Below are 5,364 nucleotides of genomic sequence, written 5' to 3'. Positions count from 1 at the left end.
GATTGTCCGGCGGTGTCCTACTCTCCCACACCCTCCCGAGTGCAGTACCATCGGCGCTGGAGGGCTTAGCTTCCGGGTTCGGAATGTTACCGGGCGTTTCCCCTCCGCCATGACCGCCGTAACTCTATCGACTTGTCAAACACCAACATCCACCACGTGGTGGGGGTGTTCGTTTGTCGGGAGTTGCACAGTGGACGCGTAGCAGCTTTGTAGTCAAGTCCTCGGCCTATTAGTACCGGTCAACTGAACCCGTTACCGGGCTTACATTTCCGGCCTATCAACCCAGTCGTCTAGCTGGGGGCCTTACCCACCCGAAGGTGGTGGGATACCTCATCTTGAAGCGAGCTTCCCGCTTAGATGCTTTCAGCGGTTATCCCTTCCGAACGTAGCTAACCAGCCGTGCCCCTGGCGGGACAACTGGCACACCAGAGGTTCGTCCGTCCCGGTCCTCTCGTACTAGGGACAGCCCTTCTCAAGTATCCTACGCGCACGGCGGATAGGGACCGAACTGTCTCACGACGTTCTAAACCCAGCTCGCGTACCGCTTTAATGGGCGAACAGCCCAACCCTTGGGACCTGCTACAGCCCCAGGATGCGACGAGCCGACATCGAGGTGCCAAACCATCCCGTCGATATGGACTCTTGGGGAAGATCAGCCTGTTATCCCCGGGGTACCTTTTATCCGTTGAGCGACACCGCTTCCACTCGCAAGTGCCGGATCACTAGTCCCGACTTTCGTCCCTGCTCGACCTGTCAGTCTCACAGTCAAGCTCCCTTGTGTACTTGCACTCAACACCTGATTGCCAACCAGGCTGAGGGAACCTTTGGGCGCCTCCGTTACTCTTTAGGAGGCAACCGCCCCAGTTAAACTACCCACCAGACACTGTCCCTGAACCGGATAACGGTCCGAAGTTAGATACCCAAATCAACCAGAGTGGTATTTCAAGATTGCCTCCACCCATACTGGCGTATGGACTTCACCGGCTCCCACCTATCCTACACAAGCTAATTCGGATACCAATGTCAAGCTATAGTAAAGGTCCCGGGGTCTTTCCGTCCTGCCGCGCGTAACGAGCATCTTTACTCGTAATGCAATTTCGCCGGGCCTGTGGTTGAGACAGTGGGGAAGTCGTTACGCCATTCGTGCAGGTCGGAACTTACCCGACAAGGAATTTCGCTACCTTAGGATGGTTATAGTTACCACCGCCGTTTACTGGCGCTTAAGTTCTCCGCTTCGCCCCCGAAAGAGCTAACAGGTCCCCTTAACGTTCCAGCACCGGGCAGGCGTCAGTCCATATACATCGAATTACTTCTTCGCATGGACCTGTGTTTTTAGTAAACAGTCGCTTCCCCCTGCTCTCTGCGGCCATACAACGCTCCACCCGCGTGGGGCTTCACGTCTCCGGCCCCCCTTCTCCCTAAGTTACGGGGGCAATTTGCCGAGTTCCTTAACCACAGTTCGCCCGATCGCCTCGGTATTCTCTACCTGACCACCTGTGTCGGTTTGGGGTACGGGCCGCTAAGAACTCGCTAGAGGCTTTTCTCGGCAGCATAGGATCACTGACTTCACCTGAATCGGCTCGGCATCACGTCTCAGCCTATGTGGCGTGCGGATTTGCCTACACGCCGGCCTACACGCTTACCCCGGCACAACCACCGGCCGGGCTCAGCTACCTTCCTGCGTCACCCCATCGCTTGACTACTACCCGCCAGGTTCCCACGCTCCCCACCCTCAGTCCGAAGACCTTGGATGGTTTGGGTGGTTAGCACAACGAGGTTCGTCAGGGTCGCTCTTTCGCGGGTACGGGAATATCAACCCGTTGTCCATCGACTACGCCTCTCGGCCTCGCCTTAGGTCCCGACTCACCCAGGGCGGATTAGCCTGGCCCTGGAACCCTTGGTCATCCGGCGGAAGGGTTTCTCACCCTTCTTTCGCTACTCATGCCTGCATTCTCACTCGTGCCGCGTCCACAACTAGGTCACCCCGTTGCTTCACCCGCGGCACGACGCTCCCCTACCCATCCACACACCTGCACAACACATCAAGGCGTTGCGTGGTTACATGTGAATGCCACAGCTTCGGCGGTGTGCTTGAGCCCCGCTACATTGTCGGCGCGGAACCACTTGACCAGTGAGCTATTACGCACTCTTTAAAGGGTGGCTGCTTCTAAGCCAACCTCCTGGTTGTCTATGCGACCCCACATCCTTTTCCACTTAGCACACGCTTAGGGGCCTTAGCTGGTGATCTGGGCTGTTTCCCTCTCGACTACGAAGCTTATCCCCCGCAGTCTCACTGCCGCGCTCTCACTTACCGGCATTCGGAGTTTGGCTGATTTCGGTAAGCTTGTGGGCCCCCTAGACCATCCAGTGCTCTACCTCCGGCAAGAAACACGCGACGCTGCACCTAAATGCATTTCGGGGAGAACCAGCTATCACGGAGTTTGATTGGCCTTTCACCCCTAACCACAGGTCATCCCCCAACTTTTCAACGTTGGTGGGTTCGGCCCTCCACGCGGTCTTACCCGCGCTTCAGCCTGCCCATGGCTAGATCACTCCGCTTCGGGTCTAGGACACGCGACTGAATCGCCCTATTCAGACTCGCTTTCGCTACGGCTCCCCCACACGGGTTAACCTCGCCACGTGCCACTAACTCGCAGGCTCATTCTTCAAAAGGCACGCCGTCACCCCGCAAGGCTCCGACGGATTGTAGGCGAACGGTTTCAGGTACTATTTCACTCCCCTCCCGGGGTACTTTTCACCATTCCCTCACGGTACTCGTCCGCTATCGGTCACCAGGAAGTATTTAGGCTTACCAGGTGGTCCTGGCAGATTCACGGCAGATTTCAGGGGTCCGCCGCTACTCGGGAACACTCACAGGAGGCCAGCCACTTTCACCTACCGGACTTTCACCGCCTACGGTCAGCCATTCCAGACTGTTCGGCTAGCAACTGGCTTTGTAACTCCTCGAACACGTGTCAGCATGTTCAGCAAGGTCCCACAACCCCGACCACGCAACCCCTGACAGGTATCACACGCAGCCGGTTTAGCCTCAATCCGCTTTCGCTCGCCACTACTCACGGAATCACTAAATTGTTTTCTCTTCCTACGGGTACTGAGATGTTTCACTTCCCCGCGTTCCCTCCATACACCCTATGTGTTCAGGTGCAGGTGACACCACATGACTGGTGCCGGGTTTCCCCATTCGGACACCCTGGGATCACAGCTTGGTTGACAGCTCCCCCAGGCCTATCGCGGCCTCCCACGTCCTTCATCGGCTCCTGGTGCCAAGGCATTCACCGTTCGCCCTTGACAACTTGACCACAAAGATGCTCGCGTCCACTGTGCAATTCTCAACAAACGACCAACCCACAACCCGATCCGCCCCACACCAGACCCGGCGATCCGCCGGCGGTATGCAAGGCCAGGCCATGCCTGGCAGCCCGCGAAGCTCAACACGCTCCGCTCAAGGCTCTGAAAGACAACCGATGGTTGTTCCTTCAGGACCCAACAGGGTGCTATCCGCCTTCTCCCAGCCGCACCAGGACCCCGTTCCCCGCCACCGAAGTGGCCGTACTAGGAGGAACCCGGCCGTTGCCAGGGAAAGACTCACCAGTGTCTCCGCCATCGAGCACCCCGACCCGACATCCGCGGGCCGCGGGCTCCTTACCACCCTTCGGTGGAAGGTGCTCCTTAGAAAGGAGGTGATCCAGCCGCACCTTCCGGTACGGCTACCTTGTTACGACTTCGTCCCAATCGCCAGCCCCACCTTCGACGGCTCCCTCCCTTACGGGTTGGGCCACCGGCTTCGGGTGTTGCCGACTTTCGTGACGTGACGGGCGGTGTGTACAAGGCCCGGGAACGTATTCACCGCAGCGTTGCTGATCTGCGATTACTAGCGACTCCGACTTCACGGGGTCGAGTTGCAGACCCCGATCCGAACTGAGACCGGCTTTTTGGGATTCGCTCCACCTCACGGTATCGCAGCCCATTGTACCGGCCATTGTAGCATGCGTGAAGCCCTGGACATAAGGGGCATGATGACTTGACGTCATCCCCACCTTCCTCCGAGTTGACCCCGGCAGTCTTCGATGAGTCCCCGCCATAACGCGCTGGCAACATCGAACGAGGGTTGCGCTCGTTGCGGGACTTAACCCAACATCTCACGACACGAGCTGACGACAGCCATGCACCACCTGTGACCGCCCCCGAAGGACCCGACATCTCTGCCGGTTTTGCGGCCATGTCAAACCCAGGTAAGGTTCTTCGCGTTGCATCGAATTAATCCGCATGCTCCGCCGCTTGTGCGGGCCCCCGTCAATTCCTTTGAGTTTTAGCCTTGCGGCCGTACTCCCCAGGCGGGGCGCTTAATGCGTTAGCTGCGGCACAGGGAACCGGAGAGGCCCCCCACACCTAGCGCCCAACGTTTACAGCGTGGACTACCAGGGTATCTAATCCTGTTCGCTCCCCACGCTTTCGCTCCTCAGCGTCAGTATCGGCCCAGAGACCCGCCTTCGCCACCGGTGTTCCTCCTGATATCTGCGCATTTCACCGCTACACCAGGAATTCCAGTCTCCCCTACCGAACTCTAGCCTGCCCGTATCGACCGCAGGCTTGGGGTTGAGCCCCAAGTTTTCACGGTCGACGCGACAAGCCGCCTACGAGCTCTTTACGCCCAATAATTCCGGACAACGCTCGCGCCCTACGTCTTACCGCGGCTGCTGGCACGTAGTTGGCCGGCGCTTCTTCTGCAGGTACCGTCACTTACGCTTCGTCCCTGCTGAAAGAGGTTTACAACCCGAAGGCCGTCATCCCTCACGCGGCGTCGCTGCATCAGGCTTCCGCCCATTGTGCAATATTCCCCACTGCTGCCTCCCGTAGGAGTCTGGGCCGTGTCTCAGTCCCAGTGTGGCCGGTCGCCCTCTCAGGCCGGCTACCCGTCGTCGCCTTGGTAGGCCATCACCCCACCAACAAGCTGATAGGCCGCGAGCCCATCCCAGGCCGAAAAACTTTCCACCACCAGTCATGCGACCAGCAGTCCTATTCGGTATTAGCCCCGGTTTCCCGGGGTTATCCCAAAGCCTAGGGCAGGTTGCTCACGTGTTACTCACCCGTTCGCCGCTCGAGTACCCCGAAGGGCCTTTCCGCTCGACTTGCATGTGTTAAGCACGCCGCCAGCGTTCGTCCTGAGCCAGGATCAAACTCTCCAACAAAAACTTGTTGAACAATCCATCCCGACAACAAAATGTTGCCAAAGGAATCCCAACCAACAGACCAAAAGGCCTGCCAGTCCGGGGTAATAATCAATTTGGCACTGGCTTATCAAGCACCCTGTTGAGTTCTCAAAGAACAACCACACACCATCCG

Annotated in this window: 3 rRNA genes; all 3 read right to left on the bottom strand. The window is 58.1% G+C overall.

The window, feature by feature from the left end:
• Positions 1–4: 4 nt before the first annotated feature.
• Positions 5–121, bottom strand: a 5S ribosomal RNA gene (gene rrf / locus DKL51_RS14935).
• Positions 122–209: 88 nt separating this feature from the next.
• Positions 210–3,320 (bottom strand): 23S ribosomal RNA (locus tag DKL51_RS14930).
• Between the two features lie 374 nt (positions 3,321–3,694).
• Positions 3,695–5,210: ribosomal RNA gene (locus tag DKL51_RS14925) — 16S ribosomal RNA — on the bottom strand.
• Together the 16S, 23S and 5S rRNA genes form the textbook arrangement of a ribosomal RNA operon.
• Between the last annotated feature and the right edge of the window lie 154 nt (positions 5,211–5,364).

The sequence above is a fragment of the Micromonospora globispora genome (assembly GCF_003857015.1).
In the GTDB taxonomy this organism is placed as follows: Bacteria; Actinomycetota; Actinomycetes; order Mycobacteriales; family Micromonosporaceae; genus Micromonospora; species Micromonospora globispora.
Note: the sequence above shows the minus strand (reverse complement) of the source record. Positions and strands in the feature narration are given on the sequence as shown.